This is a genomic window from Catenuloplanes indicus, assembly GCF_030813715.1.
Classification (GTDB): Bacteria; Actinomycetota; Actinomycetes; order Mycobacteriales; family Micromonosporaceae; genus Catenuloplanes; species Catenuloplanes indicus.
Genome location: NZ_JAUSUZ010000001.1, coordinates 7,835,892 through 7,860,793, shown reverse-complemented (window position 1 = coordinate 7,860,793; position 24,902 = coordinate 7,835,892). Strand labels below are relative to the sequence as shown.

The window sequence follows — 24,902 nt, the reverse complement described above, 5'->3', positions numbered from 1 at the left end:
CTTAAAGTTACTTTATGACGGATTGTTTCACGTTCCGTCATCGTGGGTATTGCTGACCTGCTCCGAACGCGTACCGCCGAGCGGGAAGACCGTCGCCAGTGATGACAGCCCAGCCCTCGCACCATACGGTCCGGGCATCGCTGCCACCGGTCGCGGACTCCAGTCGTACCGCCCGGCACCTGGTCGTCGACGCCTGTACCCGATGGAACGTGCCCGCGGTCGCGGACACCGCCTGCGTGATCGCCAGCGAGCTGGTCACGAACGCGGTCCGGCACGCGGGCACGCCGATGCACATGACGCTCGCCATCGCGGACGGGAAACTGCTGCTCGCCGTCCGCGACGGCAGCCCTCGCCCGGCCGTCGCCACCCATCCGGACCCGCACACGCCGGGCGGTCGCGGGCTGTTGCTGGTCGGCGAGATGTCCCAGGCCTGGGGCAGCCTCGCGCTGCCCGACGGCGGCAAGGTCGTCTGGGCCGCCCTGCAGACGGACGCCGGCTAGCCGGTCAGGCGACCGCGCGAACCGAGGACGGGTCCGGCCACATCGGCGGGCCGGCCGGCGGCGCGGGCCCGTCCCCTTCCGCGGCCGGCGCCCCCACCGCCGCTTCCACCGGCTCCTCCGCGCCCTCGGGCCGGCCGCGCGACCCCTTCTCCGGCTGGCCGGACAGCGCATCCTCCGGCAGGCCGGGCAGCACGCCCTCGGGCAGGCCGGGCAGTAACGACTCGGACAGCGACGGCTCGGGCAGGCCGGGGCGTGACGGCCCGGAGGAGCCGGGCAGCGTGACGCCGGACGGCGGCCCGGACGTGCGGCCCAGCGCGGACTCGGCCGCGGCGCGGCGTGCCTCCGCACTGCCGGCCGGGTAGACCGGCAGGCCCGCCGCCTCGAGCACCGGGATCGCGTTGCGCACCGGCGGGCAGGGCAGCGGCTGCTGACAGCGGTCGCACATGGTGTCGTCCGAGGCCCCGTCCTCCGGCCCGTGGGTCGCCACCATCTCCAGCGCCGTCTGCGCGAAGACGCTCTCCGGATTGATGTACGAGTGGCTGCTCATCACTTTTGTGCCCCCAGATGATCCGCGGCCTATGCCCGATATTGTCCCCCGAACCCGGGGTCGGCGCGGCGGAAAGCCGGACCCGCGCGCGGCACACCCGTACCGTATGCGCGTTTTGCGGTTGTTAGAGCTTGTTCTCACGCGCGATTCACTCAATGTCGCCTATCGGCTACCGAAAGTAGAATCGAAGGGTGCCACGCTCACCTGGCGTTCAACCTGTGGCAGCAGAAACGGAGTGACACCCATGCCCGAGGCAGTCTGGGACAAGGAGCTCTTCCCGGAGCCCGTCGTCCGCCGATTCGGTCCCGTGGTGACCGGCCGGTTCCTCAACTACCTCGCCGGCTACACCCGCGAACTCAAGGTCGACCAGCCGATCCTGATGCTCGTCTTCGTGGCCGCGACCACGGCCCAGCTGGTCGGCACCGCACTGCTCACGCTGGTCCGCGGCGCGGCGGGCAAGGGTGCAACGCGGCGAAAGTTCAAGGAGCTGAAGAAGGGACCGGAGTTCCTGGTCACGCCGATGCGCATCCGCGGCGACGACGGGCAGCTCTACGAGATGGAGCTGCACGGGCACGTGGGGCAGAGCGCCATCATCCGGCAGGACCACGTCCAGGTCACCGTACGCCGGCAGAAGGACCCGCAGCTTCAGCCGCGGGTCGAGCGGATCGTCAACATCACCACGCAGCAGGTGATAGAGCCGCACCCGCCGACCATCTGGTCACACCTCGGCCCGGGCATGCTGCTGCAGGCCATCGCCGGTCTGCTCATCATCGCGCTCGCGGTGACCGCCTGGGTGGTTCTCCAGTAGCCCTCTCTGCCGGGCCCAGCGCTCGAAGGCGAGCGTGGCCAGCGGCGGGATCGACGCGAGCAGCGCGACCAGGGCGGTCGTCCAGCGCCACCGGTTCAGCCAGGCGACCGCCAGGGTCAGCACCACGTACGCGGTGAACAGCGCACCGTGGATGGGCCCGAAGATCTTCACCCCGATCTCGTTGCCGACCACGACGTACTTGAAGAACATGCCGATCAGCAGGCCGGTCCAGGAGCCGGCCTCCGCGATCGCCACGATGGTGAACAGGGACAGCGTGGCGCGTCGCATGATTCCTCCGCCGGTTGGAAATGTTAGGTAGCAGATCGTAATAAGAGGTGCCTGAGACGTTTCTGGAAGGCGGCGGCGCTCATGGGCGAGGAGGTCGGACCGCGGGAGTTCACCCGCGAGGACCGAGCGAGGTACCGGCAGAAGATCCGGCGCTGCTTGGACGTCCTGGCCGAGATGCTGGCCGAGCACCGCTTCGACGCGGACCGGCCACTGACCGGGCTGGAGATCGAGTTCAACCTGGTGGACCCGGCGGCGGACCCGGCCATGCGCAACGCGGACGTGCTCGCCGCGATCGCGGACCCGGCGTTCCAGACCGAGCTGGGCCAGTTCAACATCGAGATAAACGTACCGCCGCTTGCGCTCTCCGACGGCGGGCTCACCGGCTTCGAGAAGCACCTGCGGGACAGCCTGAACGAGGCCGACACCAAGGCCCGCGCGGTCGGCGCGCGAATGGCGATGATCGGCATCCTGCCCACGCTGCGGCCGGAGCACCTCACGCTCGACTCGCTCTCGGTGAACCCGCGCTACCAGCTGCTCAACGAGCAGATCTTCGCGGCCCGCGGCGAGGACCTGGACATCCGGATCGACGGCGCGGAGCGGCTGGAGCTGACCGCGGACACGGTCGTGCCGGAGGCCGCCTGCACCAGCACCCAGTTCCACCTGCAGGTCAGTCCGGAGGACTTCGCCCCGTACTGGAACGCGGCACAGAGCATCGCGGGCGTACAGGTCGCGCTCGGCGCCAACTCCCCCTACCTGCTCGGCCGGGAACTGTGGCGGGAGACCCGGATCCCGCTCTTCGAGCAGGCCACGGACACCAGATCGGAAGAGATCAAGGCCCAGGGGGTACGCCCGCGGGTGTGGTTCGGCGAGCGGTGGATCACCTCGGTGTTCGACCTGTTCGAGGAGAACGTCCGGTACTTCCCCGCGCTGCTGCCGGTCTGCGAGGACGACGACCCGGTCGAGACGCTGTCCCGCGGCGAGACGCCGTCGCTGCCCGAGCTGCGCCTGCACAACGGCACCATCTACCGCTGGAACCGCCCGGTGTACGACATCGTGGACGGCGTGCCGCACCTGCGCGTGGAGAACCGGACGCTCCCGGCCGGCCCGACCGTGGTCGACACGCTGGCGAACGGCGCGTTCTACTTCGGGCTGGTCCGCGCGCTGGCCGAGTCGGAGCGCCCGCTCTGGTCCCGGATGTCGTTCGGCGCCGCGGAGGAGAACTTCCACGCCGCGTCCCGGCACGGCATCGGCGCGTCCGTCTACTGGCCGGACGCGGGCACGCTCCCGGTCACCGAGCTGGTGCTGCGCCGGCTGCTGCCGCTGGCGTACCAGGGGCTGGACGCCTGGGGTGTCCGCGCGGACGAGCGTGACCGGCTGCTCGGCGTGATCGAGGCGCGCTGCCTGGCCTCCGCGAACGGCGCCACCTGGCAGGTCGAGACGGTCCGTGACCTGGAGGAGCGCGGCAACCTCTCGCGTACCGGGGCGCTGCACGAGATGCTCGGCCGCTACCTCGACCACATGCACACGAACCGCCCGGTGCACGAGTGGAGTCATCCCTAGGGATGACGGTCACAATCTGAGGTATGACACGTGCTCTACGCAACAATCACTCGTTATCCGGACGACTGCCGCCGATCAATGGGGGATCGTTGAGAGCATGACGACGCACGGTCCGGTCTGGTCAGCGATATGAACGCCCTGGCGATAGCCATCGCGCTCAGCATCGCCTCCGCGAGCGCCTACGCCGCGGGCGCGGTGGTCCAGGAGCGGGTGGCCGCGCACGGCACCGGCATCCTCGCGTCGCTCCGCATCCCGCACTGGTGGCTCTCCGTGGCGCTGAACGGCGCCGGCGCCGGCCTGCACGTCGGCGCGCTCGCGTTCGGGCCGCTCAGCATCGTCCAGCCGCTCGGCCTGCTCACGCTGGTCTTCGCGCTGCCGATGGGCGCGGCCGTGATCGGCCGCCGGGTCGCCGCCGTGCACTGGCGCGGCGCCGCGCTCACCATCGCCGGCCTCGGCCTGCTGGTCATCACCGCGCCGATGGGCAGCGCCCGGGAGCTTGACTCCACCGAGGTGCTGACCGTGGCCATGCTGGGCGGCGGCACCGTGCTCGGCCTGACACTGCTGGCCCGGCAGATCCACGCGGCCACGTCGTCCGGGCTGCTCTACGCGGTGGCGTCCGGCATCGCGTTCGCCTGCTCGTCCGCACTCACCCAGACCGTGTCGCTGCAGGTCACCGCGTCCGGGCCGCTCGCGGTGCTGTCCCCCGCCGCGTTCACGCTGGCCGCGTTCATGTCGGCCGGGGTGCTGCTCTCCCAGGCCGCGTACCGCGACGGCGGGCTCGGCGCGCCGCTGGCCACGGTGTCGCTGTCGAATCCGGTCGCGTCCGCGGTGATCGGCATGCTGCTGCTGGACGAGCGGTTCGTCGGCGGTGCGGCCGGTGGCGGCGTGGCGGCGACCGGGGGCGTGCTGGCGATCACGGGCGTGCTGCTGCTCACCCGGCCGGCCGACAGCGAGATCATCGAAACTCCGGAGACGAGCGCGGGCGACCCGGCCACCGCCACGTCGCGCGACGGCCGGGACGGCGTTCCGGCACGTGACGCGGACACCGCCGGGGCTGCCTCCCGGGACTCCGCCGCCCGCGACACTGCCGTCCACGACGCCGCTACTCGCGACGCCGCCCCCCGTGACGCCGCTACTCGTGAGGCCACCGGCCGCGACGCTGCCGGACGGGACGCTACCGCCCGCGACGCTACCGCCCGCGACGCTGCCGTCCGGGATGCTCCTCCCGCTCGCGGGGCCGCCGCGACGCGTGCGGCGGGGGCCCGAGACGATGAGCCGGTGCCGGACGCCGTCGCGATCATTCCCGGCCGCCGCCGGTCGCAGCTCGTGGTCGGCGACCGCGGCCTGCCGTCCTGCGCGGTCCCCGGCGGCCCGCGCCGCCGCCTGATCCGGCCCGGCCGCGGCTTCTACCCCCGCCCCGGCCGCCGCCCCAACAACTAGAGCGTTATCGAGGTGGGGACCGGAGCGAGGCGCCGGTCATCTGCCGTTCCCGCGGCGCGACGGACGCCCCCGAACCGTCCGCCGCTGGGTGCTGCGTCACCGCGACGCGGGGCCGGATGCACGGCGGGTGGACGGTCTGGCACTGTCGTGCGGTGAGCAGCGTGCAGCGCCGGCGGGGTCCGGCGGACGTCGGGGACGAGTTCCGGGAGTTCTGGACCGAGCGGCACCTGTGCACGCTCACCACGATCCGCCCGGACGGCACGCCGCACGTCACCCCGGTCGGCGCGGTGATCAACTGGGCTGCCGGTACCGCGCTGGTACTCACGTCCGCCACCAGCACGAAGGCCCGTAACGCCGCGGCCACCGGCACGGTCGCGCTCTGCTCGGTCGACGGCCGCCGCTGGTCGACGGTCGAGGGCCGCGCGCGGGTGCGCACCGAGCCGGAGTTCGTCGCGGACGCGGAACGCCGCTACGCCGAGCGCTACCGCACGCCCCGGGTCAACCCGCACCGCGTCATCCTCGAGATCACGCTGACCCGGGTGCTGGGCAACGTCGGATGAGCGTCACCGTGGTCGGGATCGGGGCCGACGGGTGGGACGGGCTGGGCCCGGCCGGCCGGGCCGCGGTCGCGGACGCCGATGTGCTGCTCGGCGGCGACCGGCAGCTCGCGCTGATCCCGGCGGAGGTCACGGCGCGGCGCGTATCGTGGCCGTCGCCCCTGCGGCCCGCGCTGCCCGGACTGCTCGCCTCGTTCGCGGATCGCGTGGTGTGCGTGCTGGCCAGCGGCGACCCGATGCACTTCGGCATCGGCGGCACGCTCGCCCGGCTGGCCGGCGCACACGGTTTCCGGGTCGTGCCGCACCCGTCGTCGATCTCCCTGGCCTGCGCCCGGCTCGGCTGGCCGGTCGAGGAGACCACGGTGGTGAGCGTGGTCGGCCGGCCGCTCGACGCGCTGCACGCGACGATCCAGCCCGGCCGCCGGATCCTGGTGCTGAGCGCCGACGGCCGCTCACCCGCCGCCGTGGCCGGGCTGCTGACCCGCCGCGGGTACGGCGAGAGCGCGCTCACCGTGCTGGAGAACCTGGACGGGCCGGGTGAACGCGCCGTGACCGGCACGGCCGCCGGCTGGCCGCTGCCCGAGGCCGCGCCGCTGAACGTGCTCGCGGTCGAGTGCGTCGCCGGACCGGACGCCGCGCTGCTGCCCACGGTCCCCGGCCTGCCGGACGACGCCTACGACCACGACGGCCAGCTGACCAAGCGGGAGATCCGCGCGATCACGCTGGCCCGGCTCGCGCCGGTCCCGGGGCAGCTGCTCTGGGACGTCGGCGCGGGCGCGGGCAGCATCGCGATCGAGTGGATGCGCGCCGCACCGTCGTGCCGGGCCGTGGCGATCGAGGCGGACCAGGTGCGGGCCGCGCGGCTGACCGGGAACGCGGCGGCGCTCGGCGTACCGTCGCTGGCCCTGGTCCTCGGTGCGGCGCCGGCCGCGCTGGACGGCCTGGAGGACCCGGACGCGATCTTCGTCGGCGGCGGCGTCACCGCACCCGGCATGATCGAGCGGTGCTGGGCCGCGCTGCGCCCCGGCGGCCGGCTGGTCGTCAACGCGGTCACGATCGAGTCCGAGCGCGTGGTCACGGCCGCGCGCGACGCGCTCGGCGGCGACCTGACCCGCATCGAGATATCCCGCGCCGGTGCGGTGGGCGGGTTCACCGCCTGGCGCCCGGCGCTCCCGGTAACCCAATGGACGGTACGCAGAGCATGACCGTGCACTTCATCGGCGCCGGCCCGGGCGCCGCCGACCTGATCACCGTGCGCGGCCGCGACCTGATCGCGGCCAGCCCGGTCTGCCTCTACGCCGGCAGCCTGGTCCCGCCGGAGATGCTCACCTGGTGCCCGCCCGGCGCCCGGCTGATCGACACCGCCCGGATGTCGCTCGACGAGATCGTCCTCGAGCTGGTCGCGGCGCACGCGGCCGGTCACGACGTGGCGCGGCTGCACTCCGGCGACCCGTCGGTCTTCTCCGCGATGGCCGAGCAGATGCGCCGGCTGGACGCGGCCGGCATCCCGTACGACGTGGTCCCGGGCGTGCCCGCGTTCGCCGCCGCGGCCGCGAGCCTGTGCCGCGAGCTGACCGTGCCGGAGGTCGCGCAGACCGTCATCCTGACCCGCACCGCCGAGCGCGCCACCGCGATGCCGCCGCGCGAGCAGCTGCCCACGCTGGCCGCGTCCGGCGCCACGCTCGTGCTGCACCTGGCCGTCCAGCGGATCGACCACCTGGTCACCGAACTGCTCCCGCACTACGGCGCGGACTGCCCGGTCGCGGTCGTGGCCCGCGCGTCGCGCCCGGACGAACAGATTCTCCGCGGGACCCTGAGCACGATCGCCCCGCTGGTCCACGACGCCGGCATCAAGCGCACCGCCGTGATCATCGTCGGCCCCGCCCTCACCGCCGCCGCCTTCCCCGACAGCCACCTCTACAGCCCGGACCGCTGCCGCTCCTGACTGGCACCTTTCGGGGATTCGGCGTGGGGCGGCCGCGGCGAGGCTGTAGCCCGAGCCCAACGACGAGGAGCGAACGATGTCGTACGGATACGCGCAGCCCTATCAGTACCCGGCCTACCCGGCCGCGCCGGTGCGGGCGGTGCGGCGGTCCGCGCCGCCCGGAGTGCACGTGCTGGCGTTTCTGCACTACCTGAGCGGGCTGGTGCAGCTGGCCGGGGTGGCGCTGATCCTGTGGGTGGCGCCGGCGGACCTGTTCGCCGGGGACGCGCAGTTCGTCGACCCGGCGCGGCTGACCGCGGTGTCGTACGTGGTGGCCGGCGTGCTGGCGGTGTCCGCGCTGATCTCGTTCGTGATCGGGCGGACGTTGCAGCGCGGGCGGCAGTGGGCACGCGTTCTGATGATCATCTTGAGTCTGGCCGGCGTGGCGGGCGTCGCGGTCACGGTCGCGTCCACCGGGGAGCTGTCACAGGCCGCGGGCCTCGCCGGGCCGGCGCTCTACCTGCTGTTGCTGAACACGCGGGCGGCGCGCTCCTGGTTCCGCGCGCACACCTGGTGATCCCGGGCGGAACCCCGGCTCAGGTCAGTGGAAGATCGAGGGTGACGGTCCCGCCGGGGAGCACCGTCGCCGGCAGCGCGGCGCGGGTGGTGCCGGTGGCCGCGCTGAACTCGTAGCGGCCGGCTCGCAGCCGCCACTCGTAACGGCCGTCGGCGCCGGTGATCACGCCGGTCTCCGGGATCGGGAGCGGCGGGTCGTCCAGGGAGCTGACCTGGACTCCGACGCCGGCGACCGGAGCCCCACCGGCGTCGGTGACCAAGCCGGTGACCGTGCCGACGGCCGGCGGACCGGCCGGTGAGGCGGCCGGGCCGGTGTCCGAGGACGGGCGGTCGCCGTCCGCGACGATCAACGCGAGACCGAGCAGCAGCGGCACCGTGGCCAGCAGGACCAGTGTCATCGGGCGGGGAACACGCACGGGAGCCTCCTCGGTCGGGAATGTGCCGGGCCTACCGTTCGGACGCACCCCGCCGGGACGCCGGTTCCGAGGCACGCCGCCGGGGCGCCGGTTCCCGGGCCGCGCGCCGCCGGGGCGCCGGCGCGACGCAGCAGGCCGCCGAACGCTTCACCGGGCAACGGCGAATCCGCCCGTGGGCAGGGCCGGCCCGGTGCGGGCCGGCCCTGCCCACGGGAGTGGATCAGCCGCGCCAGGAGATGAGGTTGTTGTAGACCGGCTCGGTGATCCGGGTGCCGGAGTTGCTGGAGCCGCCGTACGCGTGGATCGCCATCGTGCACTGGCCGACGCAGAACGAGCTGCCGGCCGCGCGGGTCTGGTAGACCGGGGAGCCGCTCTGGCAACCGGCCGTGTCGTTCTGGTAGTAGACGCGCCGGGCCGCGGTGGACGTCACCGTCATGCCCGCGTGCCGCCACTGCTCGCCGAACGTCTTGTCGCAGGGGTAGCCGGAGACCGTGGTCGCGGTGCCGGTCAGCGACGCGCTCTGCCACCAGAAGCCGAACGTGCCGGTGCTGGCGCCCGCGTTGCAGCTCAGCCGGATGGCGCCGTAGTCGTAGTCGGCGCTGCCGTCGGCCATCCAGCCGTTGACGGACATCAGCTGGGTGGCGGTGCAGGTGCCGAACGGGTTGGTGGTGCCGTTGCGCGCGGGGATGATCGTGTAGTTGGCCCGAGGGTAGAAGCCGTTGCCGCCGCCACCGTTGGCGCCGCCGCCCGGGTGCACGCAGTGCCCGGCCGTCGCGATGATGTTGGCGCCGTAGACCCAGCCGGTGCAGCCCCAGGTGGTGCTGCCGTCGACGCGGATGATCTGCACGATCGCGCTGGTCGGGAACGGGGTGGTCGGGTTGACCCGGGTACGGTTGTCGGTGCCGATGACGGTGTCCGTGCCGAAGCCGCCGGACAGCCCGGCGCCCGGGGCGCGCGCGCCGGTGACCGCGGGTGACGTGGTCGGCGTGAGCACGCCGGAGCCGGTCGTGCCGGAGATCCCGGCCCCGCCGGCCGCGGCCGCACGCGCCGGGACGACCGCGCGCGGCGGCGCGTTGTCGTCCGCGACCGTGGTGTGCGGAGCGACCGGCGCGGCGGCCGAGTCGGCCGGTACCGCGGCGGCGGGTGCGCCGAGCCCGGCCAGGGCCAGGCTGAGCGCGGCGCCGCCGATCAGTGCCGACCGCAGCCGGCCGCCCGGTGTGGTGAGTCGCATGGATGTAACCCCCCTCCGAGCCCGGCGCAGTGCCGGGCCCGCACGGGAACATATCCAGGGATTTGATTTCCTGTGTGTGATACGTCCGCGTTCTTACAAACCCGCTGTCGGATCTGGAACACGCGGCCGGAACCGGACCCGGCCGGGTGATCGCGGTTCTCCGCGACCACCCACGGTCCGGTCAGGGAGCCCGGCTGCCGCCCCGGCCACCCACCGCCGAGCGGGGTAAACGCCTTTCTCGTGCGGACAGCGGCCACGCCGGAAGCGGGTACATCCGCCTTCGGCCCTAATCCGGCAGTGACGCGATCGGCCCCGGCGAGACCAGGCCCAGGGTCTGGGTGGCGCGCGTCAGCGCGACGTAGAGGTCACCGTCGCCGCGCGGCGATTCCGCGACGATGCGGTCCGGGTCGTAGACGATGACCGCGTCGAACTCGAGGCCCTTGGACTGACGCACGGTGAGCACCACGACCGGGCTGGTCAGGTCCGCGCGTGCCCCGGAGGCCGCCTCGGGAAGCGCCGCGGTGGCCGCGCCGAGCAGCCCGGCCGGGACGATGACGCCGAGGCGCCCGTCACCGGACCACTCCGACACCGCCTTGACCAGCATGGACAGGTCACCGGTGAGCCGCCACGGCCGGACGCCGGTGTGCCGGACCGCGCGCGGCACGGCCAGGGCCGGGTTGACCCGGGCCAGCACCGGGGCCGCGAGGTCCATGATCTCCCCCGGCGTACGGTAACTGACGGTGAGCTCGGTGAGGCGGTAGCGGCGTTCCAGGTACGGCGCGAGCGCGTCGTCCCAGGACGAGGTGCCGCCGAGGTCGCCGGTCTGGGCGACGTCGCCGACGACGGTCATCGAGCGGCTCGGGCAGCGGCGCATCAGCAGGCGCCACGCCATCGGGCTGAGTTCTTGCGCCTCGTCCACGATGACGTGCCCGAACGCCCAGGTACGGTCCGCGGCGGCGCGCTGCGCGGCGGTGAGCGCGGCGTCGAACTGCTGGCGTTCGGCCATCCGGCTCGCGTCCAGCAGGTCGGTGCCCATCAGCAGCTCCGGGTCGTCCTCGTCCTCCAGGTCGACGCTTCGCGAGCCGAGCGCGATGTCGATCGCACCCTGCGCGTACTCCAGCTGGAACAGCCGCTCCAGCTCGGCGACACGCTCGCGGCGGGTGTTCTCCTCCTCGCCGAGCAGTTCCGCGGCCTCGTCCAGCAGCGGCACGTCGGCCGGGCTGAAGCCGCCCTTCGGTTCGCGCAGCAGCGCCTCCTGCTCGGCCAGCGTGAGCAGCCCGGACGCGGCCGCGGTCATCCGGGTGAGCGAGGCGTAGAGGCCGGCCACGATCTGCTGCGGCGTGAGGACCGGCCAGAGCCAGTCGAGCACGGCCAGAACCTCTGGCTCGCGGCGCAGCTCGCGGCGGATCTGCGCGAGGTCGGCCTCGTCGAAGATGATCGGGTCGCCGGGCGCGTCCTCGCCGCCGAGCGCGTCGTTCGCGTACGGGTCGGTGCCGATCTTCTCCGCCAGCTGCAGCGACAGCGCGTGGATGATCTCGGTGTCGAAGTCCGGCCGGGCCAGGTTGTGCAGCTTGCCGGTGCGGCGGACCTGGTCGCGGGCCGCGCGGACGGTGGCCGGTTGCAGCAGCAACTGTGTCTCGCCCTCGATGTTGATCTCGATCGGCTCGTCCGGCACGCGCTGACGGTCCGCGACAGCGGCCGCGATCACGTCGGCCATCACCGCGCGGCCCTTGATCTCCGCGACCTCGTCCGGCTCGGCGCGGCGTGCGTTCACGCCCGGGAACATGCCGCCGAGCGTGCGCAGCAGTACGCCGGTCTCGGCCAGCGACGGCAGCACCTGGCCGATGTAGCCGAGGAACGTCGGGTTCGGCCCGAGGATCAGCACCACCTGCTTGGAGAGCTGCTGCCGGTACGTGTAGAGCAGGTACGCCGCGCGGTGCAGCGCGACCGCGGTCTTGCCGGTGCCGGGCCCGCCCTGCACGACCAGCGTGCCGGACAGGTCCGCGCGGATGATCCGGTCCTGCTCGGCCTGGATCGTCTCGACGATGTCCCGCATCCGCCCGGTGCGGCGCGCGTCCAGCGCGGCCAGCAGCGTGGCCTCACCGGTCAGGTCGTGCGCGCCGGCGCCGGCGTCGTCCAGATCCAGCACCTCGTCGTCGAGCGCGGCCACGGTACGCCCGGCGGTGCGGATGTGCCGGCGCCGCACCACCCCGAGCGGCGCGGCCGCGGTGGCCAGGTAGAACGGGCGGGCCGCCGGGGCACGCCAGTCGACCAGCAGCGGCTCGTAGTCGCCCCGGTCGTCGAAGACGCCGATCCGGCCGATGTACCGTCTCTCCGCCTCACCGGCGAAGTCCAGCCGGCCGAAGCAGAGGCCGTTCTCGACCGCGCCGAGGACCGCGACCTGGTCGGTGTACATGGTGACGGCACTGTCCCGCTGGGACCGCTCCTGTGGCGTGCCGCCCGATTCCCGCATCTTCTCGGCGAGCCGGGCGGCCGCTTCCGCGCGCATGCCGTCGAGTCGGCGGTAGAGCGCGTCGAGGTAGGCCTGTTCCTCACCGAGCGACGATTTCTGCTCCACGGTGCTTGACAAAACCGCCCCCTGTAAGTCTAATATGCAACGGGCAGCACGCTCTGCCTTCCTGCGTGCCTTTGGATGCCCGACGCGCAAGCCTACCGCACGCGCTCGCGCCATTCGCGCACGATCTCTTCCGCGTTGAGTCGCTTGACGATCGTCGGCGGCCCGGAGAGCAGCCCGCGGTGATTGTCGGCGATCCGCTCGTTCAGCTCCGCCACGATCCGCCGCACCTCACGCTCCTGCCGCACCCGGCTCAGCGTCCGCGGTAGATCCTCGATGTCCTTGCGCAGCACGAGCGTGCCCGGCAAGACCGCGCCGCCCACCTGCTCGCGCTCGACGAGCTCCTTGACGTACCAGTCCTCGTCGTAGTCGCCACCGTGCCCGGGCAGCGGCTTCCCGGCACCACGCAGGTTGTCGAACTCGCCCCGCTCCAGCGCCTCACGAATCTTCCGGTCCACCAGCGTCTCGAAGAAGTGCGCCATCTGATGATGTTACCGGGCGGGCGGTCGATGGATCCTCCCTCCGTGCAGAGCGCGTGGACGTCGACGAGCACGGCGGCGTCCGCGGCGACGGCCGGGCCGTCGCGGTGAGCCACCCGGGCGAGGACGTCGCGGGCCGGCGCCGGGAAGTCACCGATCGAGTGACTCCCATGCGGCCAGCGCGAGCAGCAGGCCGCGCATGTCGGTGATCTCGCCGGACATCCGGTTCATCGCGTAGGCCAGGACCGCGCGGGTGTCCAGGTCGACCGCGACGAACGCGCCGCCGGAGCCGCCCCAGCACATGGTGCGCGGATTCGGCAGGAACGTGCCGCCGAGCGCGAAACCGAGGCCCCAGCGGATCGGCATGCCGAGCACCAGGTCCGTACCCGCGGAATGCTCGTGCAGGGCTTGCACCGCCAGGTGTTCACGGTCCGGATCGGTCAGCGTGGACAGGGCCAGCGCGATCGATCGCGCGTTGCCGTGCCCGCCGCCGGCCGGGATCTCCGCGGCCCGCCAGGCGCGGGTGGCAGTGACCTCGGGCGGGATCGGCGGGTTGTGCGCGGCGTTGCGCTGGATCTCGGTGAGCCCACCGCCGCTGAACGGCGGTGTCTCCGGCGGCACCAGCTCGGCGACGCGCGCGTCCTCGCCGGCCGCCAGTCCGATGTGGAAATCGGCCGCGACACGCTGCCGGAGGACCGTGCCGATGGTGTCGCCGGTGATCCGCCGGACGATCTCGCCGAGCAGATAGCCCTGGGTTACCGCGTGATAGCCGGGTGCGGTGCCGGGCGTCCAGAACGGCTCCTGCGCGGCCAGCAGCGACGTGCACTTCGCCCAGTCGTAGAGGTCCTCGGTGGCCAGCGGTTCCCGCCATCCGGACAGGCCGGACGAGTGGCTGAGCACGTGCGCGAGCGTGATGTCCCGTTTTCCGCCGGCCGCGAACTCGGGCCAGAAACGGGTGACCTTCTCCTCCGGCGCGATGCCGTGCTCGTCCGCGACGATCAGCGTCGTGAGCGCCGCGACGGTCTTCGTGACGGACCAGACGTTGACGATCGTGTCGCGTTCCCACGGCCGGGTGCGCGCCCGGTCCGCGTGGCCGCCCCACAGGTCCAGGACCACCTCACCGTGCCGCACCACGCAGAACGACGCGCCGACCTCGTCGCCACCGGCCAGACCGGCCGCGAACAGCTCACGCGCCTTCTCGAACCCCATGCGCGGAGTATTCGCCCCCGTCCGCCGCGCGAGCCACCGGTTTTCCGGTTCGTGTCGGGGCGGTAACGTCGCGCAAAACCGGATTGAAGGATCCCGATGATCGTCTTCTTCGACGACCCCGGCGACGGGGTGCGCGTCACGGCCGACACTATCACCACCGGCGGGCGTTCCTGGCCGCTCGGCGAGCTGGGTACGCCGCGCACCACCCGGCCACCGCTGCCCCGCGCGCTCCCCCGCCTGGTCTCGCTCTCGCTGCTCGCCGCGTTCGCCGTGCCGGTCGCCTGGATCGCGGCCGGCGCCCGGGCGGCCGCCGTCGTGCTGTGTGCCGCGGTCGTGCTGCTGGCCGCCGCGCTCCTGGTCGCCCGCCGGCCGCGCGCCTGGGAGCTGTGGGCCGACCACCGCGGCGCCGCCGTCAAGATCTTTTCAACCACCGACCCCGGGCGGTACGGGAGGGTCGCCCGCGCCCTGGTCCGCGCGTCGGACTGGCGGGTCCTGGCCGACGATGGTCCCGGCCCGGTCGATGACGATCACGTCGACCTCGACCGGCGCCTCGCGCAGGACTGCGACCGCGGTACGCCGCGCCCCGGCCGCGATCAGGTCACCTAGCGGGAAGCCGTACCGCCGGCTCTGCTGGAGCGCGTCCAGCGCGGTGTTCGCGTGCGCGATCCCGGCCGCCAGCTCCGCCGGGCCGTCGTGCGCGCGGACCAGCGCGGCCAGCGCGGCCAGGTTCACCTGACTGCGCCCGCTGTGCAGGTCGAGATGGCCGTCGGCCAGTTTGGACAGTTTGCCGACGCCGCCCGCGATGGTCAGCCGCGGTACCGGGTGCCGCCGCAGGTACTTCAGCACCGCACCGGCGAAGTCGCCCATGTCCAGCAGCGCGTCCTCCGGAAGGCCGTGCACCTCGGCCGCGACCCGCTCGGAGGTGCTGCCGGTGCAGCCGGCCACGTGCGTCCGGCCGGCCGCGCGCGCCACGTCCACGCCGCGCCGGATGCTGTCGATCCAGGCCGCACAGGAGTACGGCACGACGATGCCGGTGGTACCCAGGACGGACAGCCCGCCGAGGATGCCGAGCCGCGGGTTCCAGGTCTTCCGGGCCAGTTCGGCGCCGTTTTCCACGGAGATCTCGATCTCCACGTCGCCGGGGTCGCCGTATCGGCCCGCGAGCTCCGCGACCGCGGCGGTCATCATCGCGCGCGGCACCGGATTGATCGCCGGCTCGCCGACCGCCAGCGGCAGGCCCGGCTTGGTGACCGTGCCGACGCCCTCGCCGGCCCGGAACGTCACGCCGCTGCCCGGCCGCGCGCGCCGCACCGTCGCCTGCACCAGCGCGCCGTGCGTGACGTCCGGGTCGTCGCCCGCGTCCTTGACGACGCCGGCCCGGGCGTGATCGTCCGCCAGTTCCTCGCGGGCCAGCGCGAACGCCGGCCGCTGGCCCTTGGGCAGCGTGATCGTGACCGGGTCCGGGAACTCGCCGGTGAGCAGCGCCTGGTAGGCCGCGGTGGTCGCGGCGGTGGCACACGCGCCGGTGGTCCAGCCGTAGCGCAGCTTCCCCGGAGATGTCACGGTCCTCAGCATGCCTGGTGACGCGCACCGCGATCCGCCCGGGTCGGCAACACATGATCAAATCAACGGCATGCGCGTGCTCATCCTCGGCGGCACCGCCGAGGCCCGGACGCTGGCCGCCGCGCTGGTCGCGCTGCCCGGCCTGGCGGTGGTCAGCTCGCTGGCCGGCCGCACCAGCACACCGCTGCTGCCGCCGGGCGAGGTGCGGATCGGTGGCTTCGGTGGCGCGGCCGGGCTCGCCGCATGGCTGCGTGCGTCCCGGGTGGACGCGGTCGTCGACGCCACCCATCCGTTCGCGGCCGTGATCAGCGCGTCCGCGGTCCGGGCCTGCCACGACGTGGGCGTACCGCTGCTCGTGCTGCGCCGGCCCGGCTGGACCGAGCGGGCCGGTGACGACTGGCGACGGGTCCCGTCGATCGCGGAGGCCGCGGCCGTGCTGCCCGGCGTCGGGCGCCGCGCGCTGCTCACCACCGGCCGGCAGACGCTGGCCGCGTTCGCCGGCCTGGACCGGGTCTGGTTCCTGGTCCGGGCCGTCGAGCCACCGGAGCCGCCGGTCCCGGCGCGGATGACGGTGCTGCTGGAGCGCGGCCCGTTCACGGCCGACGGCGAGGAGGCGCTGCTGCGCGCACACCGGATCGACGTCGTCGTCACCAAGGACAGCGGCAGCCCCGCGGTCGCGGCCAAGCTGGACGCGGCCCGGCTGCTCCGCCTCCCGGTGGTGATGGTCGACCGGCCACCGGTGTCCCCGGGCGTGCCGTCGGTGGCCACCGCGCCGGACGCGGTGGCCTGGGTGACGGGTCTGCGGCTCAGTCCGCCGGGTAGCGGCGCGGTGTGAAGACCGTGCCGTTCACGTGGCGGGTCTGCGAGGAGCCGATGATCAGCAGCGTGCGCATGTCGACCGCGTCCGGGTCCAGGTCGGCGAGGCGGACCACGCTGATCCGCTCGCCCGGGCCGCCGACGTCGCGGCCCAGCACCACCGGCGTGTCCGGTGAGCGGTGCTCGAGCAGCAGGTCGCGGGCCTTCTCCACCTGCCAGGTGCGGGACTTCGACGCCGGGTTGTAGACCGCGATGACCAGGTCCGCGCGGGCCGCGGCGGACAGCCGCTCCGCGATCACGTCCCACGGCTTGAGGCGGTCGGAGAGCGAGATGGTCGCGTAGTCGTGGCCGAGCGGCGCGCCGACCCGGCTCGCCACCGCCTGCGCCGCGGTCAGGCCGGGCAGCACGGTGACCGGGACCGACGCGTACGGCTCGGTCGCGGCGACCTCGAGCACCGCGCTGGCCATCGCGAAGACGCCGGGGTCGCCGGACGACACCACGGCCACCCGCCGGCCGCGGGACGCGAGCGTCAGCGCGAACTCGGCGCGCTCCGACTCGACCCGGTTGTCGCTGGGGTGCCGGACCTGCCGCGGGTTACCGGGGATCCGGTCCAGGTACGGACCGTACCCGACCAGGTCGGTGGCCGCGCTCAACGCCTCCTGTGCCTGCGGCGTCAGCCACTCGCGGCCGGCCGGCCCGAGCCCGACGACGGTCACCGCACCGGCCGGCTCCTCCGCCGAGGCAGCCGAGGCCAGCGCGGCCGCGGTCGCCGCGTGCACACGGCTGGGCAGCAGCGCGACCGAGAAGTACGGCACGGTCGCCGGGTCCACCTCGGACAGCGGCGCGATGCGCTGCTGCGCGGTGGTGGCGCGCTCGACGTACCAGGCGTCGTCGAGCCGGCCGGCGGTCTCCAGCGCGTCGCGGACCGCGCCGAACGTCCGGCCCAGCTTCATGATCGCGGCGGAGTCGGCCGACGCGAGCCGGGCGGCCAGATCCGCGGGCGGCAGCGTGCCGGGCAGCACGGTCAGCGTCTCCTCGGCCTCGACCAGGGGACGGCCGAGTTCGGCCGCGGCGCCCGCGATCGAGGTGACGCCGGGGACGACCTCCGTGACGTACCGTGCGGAAAGGCGTTTGTGCATGTGCATGTAGGAGCCGTAGAAGAACGGGTCGCCCTCGCACAGCACCACCACGTCGCGGCCCGCGTCGAGGTGCGCGGCGAGCCGGGCGGCCGCCTCCGCGTAGAAGTCCTCCAGCGCGCCGCGGTAGCCGCCCGGATGGTTCGTGGTCTCGGTGGTCACCGGGTAGACCAGTGCCTCCTCGATCTGGCCGTCCCGCCGGTAGGGTGCGGCGATCCCGCGCGCGATGCTGCGCCCGTGCCGGGCACTGTGGAAGGCGATCACGTCGGCGGCGCCGATCAGGCGGGCGGCCTTGACGGTCACCAGCTCCGGATCGCCCGGTCCGAGCCCGACGCCGTAGAGCCGACCGCTCATCATTCCTCCTCGCTGGCGATGGCGTTGAGCGCCGCCGCGGTCATCGCGCTGCCGCCTCGGCGGCCGTGCACAACCAGAAATTCACAACCCATCGGGTGTACGGCGAGCGCCTCTTTCGACTCGGCCGCGCCGATGAAACCGACCGGGATGCCGATGATCGCGGCCGGCCGGGGCGCGCCCGCGTCCAGCATCTCCAGCAGCCGGAACAGCGCGGTCGGCGCGTTGCCGATCGCGACCACGGCGCCGTCGAGGCGGTCCCGCCAGAGTGCCAGCGCCGCCGCGGAACGCGTGGTGCCCAGCTCGTCCGCCAGCGCCGGTACGCGCGGGTCGCGCAGCGTGCAGACGACCTCGTTGTCCGCGGGCAGCCGCTTCCGGGTGACACCGGCCGCGACCATGTGCGCGTCGCAGAGGATCGGCGCGCCCGCGCGCAGCGCCGCGGTGGCCTTGGCCACCACGTCCCGGGAGTACGCGAGGTCGTCCACCAGATCGGTCATCCCACAGGAGTGGATCATCCGGACCGCGACGCGCGCGACGTCCGTCGGCAGCCCGTCCAGCCGCGCCTCGGCCCGGATCGTGGCGAACGAGCGGCGGTAGATCTCCGCGCCGTCCCGGACATAGTCATAATCGGTCACGCGCCGGTCTCCTGTGCGGTGTTCGAGGTGCCGGCCGCCCGCGCGGCCGCGACGGCCGCCGCGAGACGGCCGGGATCGGTGAGGGCCACCGCGGGCGTGCGGCCGGGCACGTCGACGCGGTAGCCGCCGGGCTCGGCGAGGACGCGCACGTGCGGGGTGGCGGGGTGACCACAGCCGCGCTCACAGCCGGCCCAGTGGACCGGCAGCGGACCCGGCGCGGTTTGCGGCAGGCCGAGCGCGACCGTGGTGGCGTCCGCGCGCACGTCGGCGCGGGACTTCGCGCAGCCCGGCCGGCCGGCGCAGGCGGTCATGCCGTACCAGGGCGAGTGCTTGTCGACGGCGAGTCCGGCGGCGGCCAGGGCGGGCAGCCGGGCGGCGTCCGGCAGGCCGGGGATGACGACGCCGCGCCACGGCGTGCAGCGCAGTTCGCCCGCGCCCTCGGCGGCGACGGCGGCGAGCAGGTCGAGCTGGGTCGCGGAGATCCGGCCGAGCGGGATGATCGCGGCGAGCGCGGTGGCGCCAGTGGCACCGGTGATCACGCCGGCGGGCGGATCAGGCGGCGTCCAGGCCGGGGTGACCGCGGCGGCGGTCGCGCCGAGACGTGCGGCGACGGTCGCGCCGAGACGTGCGGCGACGCGGTCCGCGCCCTGATCGATCTCGGACATGCGCCAGCCAGCGGAACCCTGCGCCGCGCGCTCGGCGAGAAAGGCCTCCGCGGCCGCGACCATGACACCGGCCACCTGGGCGCCACCTGAAAGCGTCGCCTCGGCGGACGCGGGGCCGTTCGCCTCGGCGGGACCGGGGCCGTTCGCCTCGGCGGGCGCGGAACTGTTCGCGCCGGCGGGTGCGGGACTGTTCGCTCCGGCGGTGATGGGGACGCGGAGGCCGTGGTCGACGCCGTTGAGCAGCAGCGCGAACTCGGTGGTGTTCGTGGCGGCGAGGCAGACGTCGGCGCGGAGGGCGGCCACATCGCCGCGCCCGTCGTCGAGGGCGAACAGGAAGCGGCCGGAGAGCGCGGCCAGCGCGGGCGAGGCCAGCAGAGCCCGGTCGAGCGCGTCGATCAAGGGGCGCACGTCGATCAGCGTGGCACCGTCGAGGCCGCTCAGCGGGGAGGCGACGATGTTGCGGGCGCGTTCGTGGGTGGCGGAGGGCAGCAGGCCGGCGTCGGCCAGCCGGGCGCCGAGTTCGATCTCGGCACCGGGCGGGAGCGCGCGGAGCTGGAGGTTGCCGCGTGAGGTCTGGTCGAGGTGGCCGTCGCCGAGGTCGCGGGCGGCGCGGGCCAGCACCCGGGCCTGGTCCGCGGTGATCACGCCGCCGGGAATCCGCACCCTGGCCAGGCCGCCGTCCGCGGCCGCGTGGACCTGGAGCGCGGTCGGGCAGGCATCCGGACCGGTGCGCGTCACGCCGCCGGAGACGCCGGAGGGTGCCGGCTGCGGCACGGTCCGGTGATCGGAAGCGGGAAGCGGGGACATGCGGCGGATACTACGGGTTGTCGCGGAGACCGTTTCACCTTCGGCCACCACGACCCGACGTGCGTCACAACCGCGCCCGCCGCACGCACCGGGTCCGTACCACTGCCGTAGGCACGCCTCACCGTCCGCGGGTCCGAGCGTTCCGGGGCCGGGGTGAGGGATCGATGCCGAGGCCCGGCCGCTACTGACGTTTCGGGCCGAAGCGCGGGGCGCTGCGGGGCCAGCGGCGCTAAACGCCGAAATGTCGGGCGCGAAGCGCCCGGTGTGTCTGGCGCGAGGGGCGACCGCAACCGCGAGACCTGTAAATGTCGAAATGTCGGGCGCAACGTGCCCGGCGCGTTCACCCCGGGACCCGACCGCAACCGCGGAACCGGCGGATGCCGACGTTCTCAAGCACGAACCGCACCGGACAGGTGTGCCAGCCGCCCGAAATTTCCGGATAAAGCCTGCCGCTGCCGCACTTGGTGATCGCATCCGCTGCGGGTCTGAAGCCTGTGTGATCAATCAGTGGAGCGAAAAGGAGGTCATCTAGCGAAGTTGATATCCCAAACGCTCCACTGATTGATCACACAGGGCTGAGCAGCGTCGTTCGCCGGCGACGGCGCCTGTCGCGCGGGGTGGGATATTGCGATATTTCGAGCGCGGAGCGCCCGGCTGCCCGTACGGAGCCGGCTGACCGCAGCGAAGCCGGGGGCAGCGAAACCGAGGGCGCAGCGAAGCCGGGTCACCACCGCGAGACCGGAGCGCCACAGCGAGACGCGGCGCGTTCGGAGAGCGGGGAGGGCGAGCAAGATCACTGGGGGTGGCTTGACGGGTGGGTGGCGGGGTCGGGAAAGTGGGAGGGCTGCACAAGCGCGCGGCGACGGTGGAGGAAGTCCGGTGCGAGGCCGGCGCGGTCCCGCCACTGTCACCGGGGAGCGGACCCCAGCAAGACCACTGCCGGACGGTACGGCGGGAAGGTGGGGGCGAGCGTCGATCCGGGAGCCAGGAGACTCCGGTCGCCGCGACAACCGTCACGATCTGGGGCGCGGACCCCAGGGAGGAGCCCGCGGTGGCCCGCGTCCTGTTGCTGTCGACGTCCGACACCGACCTGCTCAGTGCCCGTGCCAGCGGGGCGGACTTCCGGCTGGCGAACCCGGCCCGTACCGCGGTGGAAGATCTCGAGGGTCTGCTCGACGGTGCGGAGCTGGTGGTGGTCCGGATCCTGGGCGGCTACCGAGCGTGGGAGGAAGGGCTGGACGCGCTGCGGGCGCAGGACCGGCCGGTCGTGGTGCTGGGTGGCGAGCAGGCGCCGGACGCGGAGCTGATGCGGCGGTCCACGGTGGCGCCGAACCTGGCGGCCGAGGCGCACATGTACCTGGCGCACGGCGGCCCGGCGAACCTGGCCGAGCTGCACCACTTCCTGAGCGACACGATCCTGCTGACCGGGCACGGGTTCGCGGCGCCGGAACCGGCTCCGGCCTGGGGGCGCCTGCCCCGGGAGAGGAGCGCGAACGAGCACGGGCCGAGGATCGCGATCCTGTACTACCGGGCGCACCACATGGCCGGGAACACCGGGTTCGTGCACGCGCTGGCGGACGCGGTCGAGGAGGCCGGTGCGAAGGCGCTGCCGATCTTCTGCGCCTCGCTGCGTACTCCCGGGGAGGATCTTCTCGACTCGCTCCGGGAGGCGGACGCGCTGATCGTGACCGTGCTGGCCGCGGGCGGCGCGGGGGGCATCGCGCCGGCGGCGGCGCAGGCGGGCGGCGAGGACGACGCGTGGGACGTGGGCGCGCTGGCCGCGCTCGACGTGCCGATCCTGCAAGGACTGTGCCTGACCAGCGACCGGGCCACCTGGGACGGCAACGACGACGGGCTGTCGCCGCTGGACGCGGCGACCCAGGTCGCGGTGCCGGAGTTCGACGGGCGGATCATCACGGTGCCGTTCTCGTTCAAGGAGACCGATGCGGACGGGCTGACCGTCTACGTCGCGGATCCGGAGCGGGCGCGGCGGGTGGCCGGCATCGCGTTCGGGCACGCGCGGCTGCGGCACGTCCCGCCGGCCGAGCGGCGGATCGTGCTGATGCTGTCGGCGTACCCGACCAAGCACTCCCGGATCGGCAACGCGGTCGGCCTGGACACCCCGGCCTCCGCCGTGCGCCTGATCAAGGCGATGACCGAGCGCGGGTACGACGTGGGCGACTTCCCCGGCGTGGCGGCGCAGGACGGCGACGCGCTGATGCACGCGCTGATCGCGGCCGGTGGCCAGGACCCGAACTGGCTGACCGAGGAGCAGCTGGAGGGCAACCCGGTGCGGATCCCGGCCGCGGAGTACCGCGCCTGGTTCGCCACGCTGCCGGCGGAGCTGCGCGAGGTCACCGAGCAGCATTGGGGACCGGCGCCGGGTGAGCTCTACGTCGACCGCTCGCAGGACCCGGACGGCGAGATCGTGCTGGCCGCGCTGCGCGGCAACAACGTGGTGGTGATGGTGCAGCCGCCGCGCGGGTTCGGCGAGAACCCGGTGGCGATCTACCACGACCCGGACCTGCCGGCGAGCCACCACTACCTGGCCGCCTACCGCTGGCTGGCGGCGAACTTCGGCGCGCACGCGGTCGTGCACATCGGCAAGCACGGCAACCTGGAGTGGCTGCCCGGCAAGACCGTGGGCCTGTCCGCCGCGTGCGGGCCGGACGCGGCGCTCGGCAACCTGCCGCTGATCTACCCGTTCCTGGTCAACGACCCCGGCGAGGGTACGCAGGCGAAGCGCCGCGCGCACGCCACGCTGGTCGACCACCTGGTGCCGCCGATGGCGCGCGCGGAGTCGTACGGTGACATGGCCCGGCTGGAGCAGCTGCTGGACGAGCACGCGAACATCGCGGCGCTGGACCCGGCGAAGCTCCCGGCGATCCGCGCGCAGATCTGGACGCTGCTGCAGGCCGCGAAGCTCGACCACGACCTGGGCATCACGGACCGGCCGCACGACGCGGAGTTCGACGACTTCCTGCTGCACGTGGACGGCTGGCTGTGCGAGGTCAAGGACGTGCAGATCCGCGACGGGCTGCACGTGCTCGGCGAGCCGCCGCGCGGCGAGGCCCGGGTCAACCTGGTGCTGGCGATGCTGCGGGCCCGGCAGATGTGGGGCGGCCAGGTCGCGGCGCTGCCCGGGCTGCGCGAGGCGCTGGGCCTGGCCGAGGACGGCTCGGAGTCGATGTCCGACGTGGACGCGGTGGAAGCGGTGGCGAAGTCCCTGGTCGAGGAGATGGAAACGGCAGGGTGGGACCCCGCCGCCGCTCGGAGTGCGGTGTCGCGCGCGGCCGTACGTACCCCGGAGCTGGTTGAAAAGATCTTGGTTTTTGCCGCGACGGAGATCGTGCCGCGGCTGGATCGCACCACGGACGAGATGGCGCACCTGCTGCACGCGCTGGACGGCGGCTACGTGCCGGCCGGGCCGAGCGGGTCGCCGCTGCGCGGCCTGATCAACGTGCTGCCGACCGGCCGGAACTTCTACTCGGTGGACCCGAAGGCGATCCCGAGCCGGCTGGCCTGGGAGACCGGGCAGGCGATGGCCGACTCGCTGGTCGGCCGCTACCGCGCGGACACCGGCGAGTGGCCGCGGTCGGTCGGGCTGTCGGTGTGGGGCACGGCCGCGATGCGCACGGCCGGTGACGACGTGGCGGAGATCCTGGCGCTGCTCGGCGTACGGCCGACCTGGGACGAGGCGTCGCGCCGGGTGAACGGGCTCGCGGTGATCCCGCTGGACGAGCTGGGCCGGCCCCGGGTGGACGTGACGATCCGGATCAGCGGGTTCTTCCGGGACGCGTTCCCGCACGTGGTGGCGCTGCTGGACGACGCGGTGCAGTTGGTCGCCTCGCTCGACGAGTCGCCGGAACTCAACTTCGTCCGGGCGCACGTGGCGGCCGATCTCGCCGCTCACGGTGACGAACGGCGGGCCACGCTGCGGGTCTTCGGGTCGAAGCCGGGCGCCTACGGTGCCGGCATCCTGCCGCTGATCGACAGCCGGAACTGGCGCGGCGACGCGGACCTGGCCGAGGTGTACGCGGTGTGGGGCGGCTACGCCTACGGCCGCGGGCTGGACGGCGTGGCGGCGCGGGCCGACATGGAAACGGTCTACAAGCGCATGTCGATCGCGGCGAAGAACGTGGACACGCGTGAGCACGACATCGCGGACTCGGACGACTACTTCCAGTACCACGGCGGCATGATCGCCACGGTGCGCGCGCTGACCGGGACCGCACCGCGCGCGTACATCGGCGACAGCACCCAGCCCTCCGCGGTCCGCACCCGCGCGCTCTCCGAGGAGACCGCGCGCGTGTTCCGGGCCCGGGTGGTCAACCCGCGCTGGATCGCGGCGATGCGCCGGCACGGCTACAAGGGCGCGTTCGAGCTGGCCGCGACCGTGGACTACCTGTTCGGCTACGACGCGACCGCGGGCGTGGTCGCGGACTGGATGTACGACACGCTCGCCCAGACCTACGTGCTGGACGAGGAGAACCGGAAGTTCTTCGAGCAGTCGAACCCATGGGCGCTGCACGGCATCGCGGAGCGGCTGCTGGAGGCCGCGGACCGGGGCATGTGGGAGCACCCGGACCAGGCCACGCTGGACGGGCTGCGCGAGGCGTACCTGCGTACCGAAGGCGACCTCGAGGACCGCTGAGCGGTTCTGTATTCCAAAGTCAAAAATGGTATAGGGCCGGGCGCATGGCCCGGCCCCGCACGTTCGACGAGACCACCGCGCTCGCGGCCGCCGCCGCCACGTTCCGCCGGCACGGCTTCGCGGACACCACGACCGAGCAGCTCTGCACGGCCGTCGGCGCCGGCA

The 24,902-nt window shown here is 73.5% G+C and carries 21 protein-coding genes, 1 pseudogene and 1 riboswitch; of the genes and pseudogenes, 11 read left to right on the top strand and 11 right to left on the bottom strand.

Annotated features, from left to right (window positions below):
- The first annotated feature begins 101 nt into the window (after nucleotides 1-101).
- Nucleotides 102-500, top strand: a complete 399-nt coding sequence (locus J2S42_RS35090; RefSeq protein WP_307246251.1) for an ATP-binding protein — start codon at nucleotides 102-104, stop codon at nucleotides 498-500.
- A 4-nt stretch (nucleotides 501-504) separates the two neighbouring features.
- Here J2S42_RS35090 and J2S42_RS35085 read toward each other — a convergent pair whose 3' ends face one another.
- On the bottom strand, nucleotides 505-1,047 hold the full coding sequence (locus J2S42_RS35085; RefSeq protein WP_307246250.1) for a hypothetical protein: 543 nt from the start codon (nucleotides 1,045-1,047) through the stop codon (nucleotides 505-507).
- 244 nt (nucleotides 1,048-1,291) lie between these two features.
- Between J2S42_RS35085 and J2S42_RS35080 the strand changes: the two genes are divergently transcribed.
- Nucleotides 1,292-1,855 carry a hypothetical protein gene (locus J2S42_RS35080; protein WP_307246248.1) on the top strand — a complete coding sequence of 188 codons (564 nt, stop codon included), beginning with the start codon at nucleotides 1,292-1,294 and terminating at the stop codon, nucleotides 1,853-1,855.
- Here J2S42_RS35080 and J2S42_RS35075 read toward each other — a convergent pair.
- Entirely contained in the window at nucleotides 1,766-2,143 is a 378-nt protein-coding gene (locus J2S42_RS35075) for a DUF3817 domain-containing protein (RefSeq protein WP_307246246.1), read from the bottom strand. The genes J2S42_RS35080 and J2S42_RS35075 overlap by 90 nt on opposite strands.
- A gap of 81 nt (nucleotides 2,144-2,224) precedes the next feature.
- Here J2S42_RS35075 and J2S42_RS35070 point away from each other — a divergent pair, with 81 nt between their 5' ends.
- The 6 genes from J2S42_RS35070 to J2S42_RS35045 all read left to right on the top strand — a co-directional run bounded on the left by J2S42_RS35070 (nucleotide 2,225) and on the right by J2S42_RS35045 (nucleotide 8,201).
- Nucleotides 2,225-3,703: a glutamate-cysteine ligase family protein gene (locus tag J2S42_RS35070; RefSeq protein WP_307246244.1), complete on the top strand. Its 1,479-nt coding sequence runs from the start codon at nucleotides 2,225-2,227 to the stop codon at nucleotides 3,701-3,703.
- A gap of 129 nt (nucleotides 3,704-3,832) precedes the next feature.
- Nucleotides 3,833-5,143 carry a DMT family transporter gene (locus tag J2S42_RS35065; protein ID WP_307246242.1) on the top strand — a complete coding sequence of 437 codons (1,311 nt, stop codon included), beginning with the start codon at nucleotides 3,833-3,835 and terminating at the stop codon, nucleotides 5,141-5,143.
- A gap of 152 nt (nucleotides 5,144-5,295) precedes the next feature.
- Nucleotides 5,296-5,703 carry a PPOX class F420-dependent oxidoreductase gene (locus tag J2S42_RS35060; RefSeq protein WP_370879321.1) on the top strand — a complete coding sequence of 136 codons (408 nt, stop codon included), beginning with the start codon at nucleotides 5,296-5,298 and terminating at the stop codon, nucleotides 5,701-5,703.
- The gene (gene cbiE, locus J2S42_RS35055; protein ID WP_307246240.1) at nucleotides 5,700-6,905 is read left to right on the top strand and encodes a precorrin-6y C5,15-methyltransferase (decarboxylating) subunit CbiE; all 1,206 of its coding nucleotides are present in this window, start codon (nucleotides 5,700-5,702) and stop codon (nucleotides 6,903-6,905) included. The genes J2S42_RS35060 and cbiE overlap by 4 nt, the downstream gene beginning before the upstream one ends.
- Nucleotides 6,884-7,645 carry a precorrin-4 C(11)-methyltransferase gene (cobM, locus tag J2S42_RS35050; RefSeq protein ID WP_307246238.1) on the top strand — a complete coding sequence of 254 codons (762 nt, stop codon included), beginning with the start codon at nucleotides 6,884-6,886 and terminating at the stop codon, nucleotides 7,643-7,645. The genes cbiE and cobM overlap by 22 nt, the downstream gene beginning before the upstream one ends.
- A gap of 76 nt (nucleotides 7,646-7,721) precedes the next feature.
- On the top strand, nucleotides 7,722-8,201 hold the full coding sequence (locus tag J2S42_RS35045; RefSeq protein ID WP_307246236.1) for a hypothetical protein: 480 nt from the start codon (nucleotides 7,722-7,724) through the stop codon (nucleotides 8,199-8,201).
- Between the two features lie 19 nt (nucleotides 8,202-8,220).
- Here J2S42_RS35045 and J2S42_RS35040 read toward each other — a convergent pair whose 3' ends face one another.
- The 5 genes from J2S42_RS35040 to J2S42_RS35020 form a co-directional block, all read right to left on the bottom strand.
- A complete protein-coding gene (locus J2S42_RS35040) occupies nucleotides 8,221-8,616 on the bottom strand; it encodes a carboxypeptidase-like regulatory domain-containing protein (protein ID WP_307246234.1) in 396 nt (131 codons plus the stop codon).
- Nucleotides 8,617-8,836: 220 nt separating this feature from the next.
- A complete protein-coding gene (locus J2S42_RS35035; RefSeq protein ID WP_307246233.1) occupies nucleotides 8,837-9,847 on the bottom strand; it encodes a trypsin-like serine peptidase in 1,011 nt (336 codons plus the stop codon).
- 286 nt (nucleotides 9,848-10,133) lie between these two features.
- Nucleotides 10,134-12,425 carry a HelD family protein gene (locus tag J2S42_RS35030; RefSeq protein ID WP_307246231.1) on the bottom strand — a complete coding sequence of 764 codons (2,292 nt, stop codon included), beginning with the start codon at nucleotides 12,423-12,425 and terminating at the stop codon, nucleotides 10,134-10,136.
- 92 nt (nucleotides 12,426-12,517) lie between these two features.
- Complete coding sequence (locus tag J2S42_RS35025; protein WP_307246229.1) at nucleotides 12,518-12,904, bottom strand: DnaJ family domain-containing protein; 387 nt, start codon at nucleotides 12,902-12,904, stop codon at nucleotides 12,518-12,520.
- Nucleotides 12,905-13,051: 147 nt separating this feature from the next.
- The gene (locus tag J2S42_RS35020) at nucleotides 13,052-14,110 is read right to left on the bottom strand and encodes a serine hydrolase domain-containing protein (protein ID WP_307246228.1); all 1,059 of its coding nucleotides are present in this window, start codon (nucleotides 14,108-14,110) and stop codon (nucleotides 13,052-13,054) included.
- Nucleotides 14,111-14,206: 96 nt separating this feature from the next.
- Here J2S42_RS35020 and J2S42_RS35015 point away from each other — a divergent pair.
- A pseudogene (locus J2S42_RS35015) lies at nucleotides 14,207-14,527 on the top strand (DUF6232 family protein); the annotation flags it as partial.
- Nucleotides 14,528-14,533: 6 nt separating this feature from the next.
- Here J2S42_RS35015 and J2S42_RS35010 read toward each other — a convergent pair.
- A complete protein-coding gene (locus J2S42_RS35010) occupies nucleotides 14,534-15,673 on the bottom strand; it encodes a cobalt-precorrin-5B (C(1))-methyltransferase (protein WP_307246226.1) in 1,140 nt (379 codons plus the stop codon).
- A gap of 70 nt (nucleotides 15,674-15,743) precedes the next feature.
- Between J2S42_RS35010 and J2S42_RS35005 the strand changes: the two genes are divergently transcribed.
- Nucleotides 15,744-16,508, top strand: a complete 765-nt coding sequence (locus J2S42_RS35005; protein ID WP_307246224.1) for a cobalt-precorrin-6A reductase — start codon at nucleotides 15,744-15,746, stop codon at nucleotides 16,506-16,508.
- Here J2S42_RS35005 and J2S42_RS35000 read toward each other — a convergent pair.
- The 3 genes from J2S42_RS35000 to J2S42_RS34990 are packed head-to-tail and all read right to left on the bottom strand — an operon-like array spanning nucleotide 16,480 to nucleotide 20,083.
- Nucleotides 16,480-17,979 carry a precorrin-2 C(20)-methyltransferase gene (locus tag J2S42_RS35000; RefSeq protein WP_307246222.1) on the bottom strand — a complete coding sequence of 500 codons (1,500 nt, stop codon included), beginning with the start codon at nucleotides 17,977-17,979 and terminating at the stop codon, nucleotides 16,480-16,482. The genes J2S42_RS35005 and J2S42_RS35000 overlap by 29 nt on opposite strands.
- Nucleotides 17,979-18,611 (bottom strand): precorrin-8X methylmutase, encoded by a 633-nt coding sequence (locus tag J2S42_RS34995; RefSeq protein WP_307246220.1) that lies wholly within the window; start codon nucleotides 18,609-18,611, stop codon nucleotides 17,979-17,981. The genes J2S42_RS35000 and J2S42_RS34995 overlap by 1 nt, the downstream gene beginning before the upstream one ends.
- Nucleotides 18,608-20,083, bottom strand: a complete 1,476-nt coding sequence (locus J2S42_RS34990; RefSeq protein ID WP_307246218.1) for a ferredoxin-like domain-containing protein — start codon at nucleotides 20,081-20,083, stop codon at nucleotides 18,608-18,610. The genes J2S42_RS34995 and J2S42_RS34990 overlap by 4 nt, the downstream gene beginning before the upstream one ends.
- A gap of 869 nt (nucleotides 20,084-20,952) precedes the next feature.
- Nucleotides 20,953-21,077: riboswitch (cobalamin riboswitch) on the top strand.
- A gap of 57 nt (nucleotides 21,078-21,134) precedes the next feature.
- Here J2S42_RS34990 and cobN point away from each other — a divergent pair.
- Entirely contained in the window at nucleotides 21,135-24,737 is a 3,603-nt protein-coding gene (cobN, locus tag J2S42_RS34985; protein ID WP_307246216.1) for a cobaltochelatase subunit CobN, read from the top strand.
- Nucleotides 24,738-24,902 lie beyond the last annotated feature (165 nt).

Coding starts and splice junctions, on each gene's coding strand:
- J2S42_RS35090 (WP_307246251.1), top strand. CDS start 102: ATGACAGCCCAGCCCTCGCACCATACGGTCCGGGCATCGCTGCCACCG.
- J2S42_RS35085 (WP_307246250.1), bottom strand. CDS start 1,047: ATGAGCAGCCACTCGTACATCAATCCGGAGAGCGTCTTCGCGCAGACG.
- J2S42_RS35080 (WP_307246248.1), top strand. CDS start 1,292: ATGCCCGAGGCAGTCTGGGACAAGGAGCTCTTCCCGGAGCCCGTCGTC.
- J2S42_RS35075 (WP_307246246.1), bottom strand. CDS start 2,143: ATGCGACGCGCCACGCTGTCCCTGTTCACCATCGTGGCGATCGCGGAG.
- J2S42_RS35070 (WP_307246244.1), top strand. CDS start 2,225: ATGGGCGAGGAGGTCGGACCGCGGGAGTTCACCCGCGAGGACCGAGCG.
- J2S42_RS35065 (WP_307246242.1), top strand. CDS start 3,833: ATGAACGCCCTGGCGATAGCCATCGCGCTCAGCATCGCCTCCGCGAGC.
- cbiE (WP_307246240.1), top strand. CDS start 5,700: ATGAGCGTCACCGTGGTCGGGATCGGGGCCGACGGGTGGGACGGGCTG.
- cobM (WP_307246238.1), top strand. CDS start 6,884: ATGGACGGTACGCAGAGCATGACCGTGCACTTCATCGGCGCCGGCCCG.
- J2S42_RS35045 (WP_307246236.1), top strand. CDS start 7,722: ATGTCGTACGGATACGCGCAGCCCTATCAGTACCCGGCCTACCCGGCC.
- J2S42_RS35035 (WP_307246233.1), bottom strand. CDS start 9,847: ATGCGACTCACCACACCGGGCGGCCGGCTGCGGTCGGCACTGATCGGC.
- J2S42_RS35025 (WP_307246229.1), bottom strand. CDS start 12,904: ATGGCGCACTTCTTCGAGACGCTGGTGGACCGGAAGATTCGTGAGGCG.
- J2S42_RS35020 (WP_307246228.1), bottom strand. CDS start 14,110: ATGGGGTTCGAGAAGGCGCGTGAGCTGTTCGCGGCCGGTCTGGCCGGT.
- J2S42_RS35005 (WP_307246224.1), top strand. CDS start 15,744: ATGCGCGTGCTCATCCTCGGCGGCACCGCCGAGGCCCGGACGCTGGCC.
- J2S42_RS35000 (WP_307246222.1), bottom strand. CDS start 17,979: ATGAGCGGTCGGCTCTACGGCGTCGGGCTCGGACCGGGCGATCCGGAG.
- J2S42_RS34990 (WP_307246218.1), bottom strand. CDS start 20,083: ATGTCCCCGCTTCCCGCTTCCGATCACCGGACCGTGCCGCAGCCGGCA.